Below are 1,041 nucleotides of genomic sequence, written 5' to 3' on the forward strand. Positions count from 1 at the left end.
TTGATCGGAAGTCAGTGCACTGACCTGGGCCGACGTCAGCGCAGCGATCGCGTTCGTCTTCAGGCCGGCCACTGCGGACGTGCTCAGCGATGCCAGCGCGTCGGTCGACAGCGCGGCGATCTGCGCAGTGCCCATGCCGGCGATCTGGGCCGAGGTGAGGCCGGCCAATTGGGCCGAGGTCAGCGTTTCCAGCGCGTCGCTGTTCAGGGCGGCCAGCTGGCCAGTGCTCAGTGCACCCAACTGGTCCGAGGTCAGCGCTTTCAGTTGATCCGAACTCAGGGCCGAGATCACGCTCGTCTTCAACGCGCGCAGGTCAGCCGTTTCCAGTGCCCGCAGGTTGTCGGTCGACAGGGCTTGCACTTGTGCGCTGGTCAGGCCAGCAGCCTGGGCGGTCGTCAGCGCCTGGATCTGTGTCGTCGTCAGGCCGGCGGTGAACAGGTCTGCGTCCAGTGCACCCAGTTGTGTCGAGGTCAGTGCGGCAATGCCTGCCGAGGACAGGCCGGCAATCTGTGCGCTGTTCAGTTCAGCGATCACGGCACTCTTCAGGGCGCGCAGGTCGGCCGTTTCCATGGCGTTCAGGTCGGCACTATTCAGTGCACCGATCTGGCCGGTGGTCAGGGCGCCCGCCTGGGCAGTGGTCAGGGCTACCAGTTGTGCCAAGGTCAGAGCATCAACCTGCGCCGACGTCAGCGCGGCAATCGCGCTGGTCTTCAGGGCGGCGACTGCGGACGTGCTCAGCGATGCCAGCGCGTCGGTCGACAGCGCGGCGATCTGGGCGGTACTCATGCCGGCGATCTGTGCCGAGGTCAGGCCGGCCAGTTGGGCCGACGTCAGGTTTTCCAGCGCATCGCTGTTCAGGGCCGCCATCTGGCCGGTGCTCAATGCCGACAGCTGGGCCGAGGTCAGGGCCTTGATCTGGTCGGAGCTCAGGGCCGAGATCACGTTCGTCTTCAACGCACGCAGGTCGGCCGTTTCCATGGCCTGCAGGTTGTCGGTCGACAGGGCTTGCACTTGCGCGCTCGTCAGGCCAGCAGCCTGGGC

At 66.2% G+C, this 1,041-nt stretch carries 1 pseudogene; it reads right to left on the reverse strand.

Going from position 1 to position 1,041, the window contains the following annotated elements:
- Positions 1-1,041, reverse strand: a pseudogene (locus FHS02_RS31150) (heme utilization protein); the annotation flags it as partial.

This window comes from Pseudoduganella umbonata, assembly GCF_014192225.1.
GTDB classification, from domain to species: domain Bacteria; phylum Pseudomonadota; class Gammaproteobacteria; order Burkholderiales; family Burkholderiaceae_D; genus Rugamonas; species Rugamonas umbonata.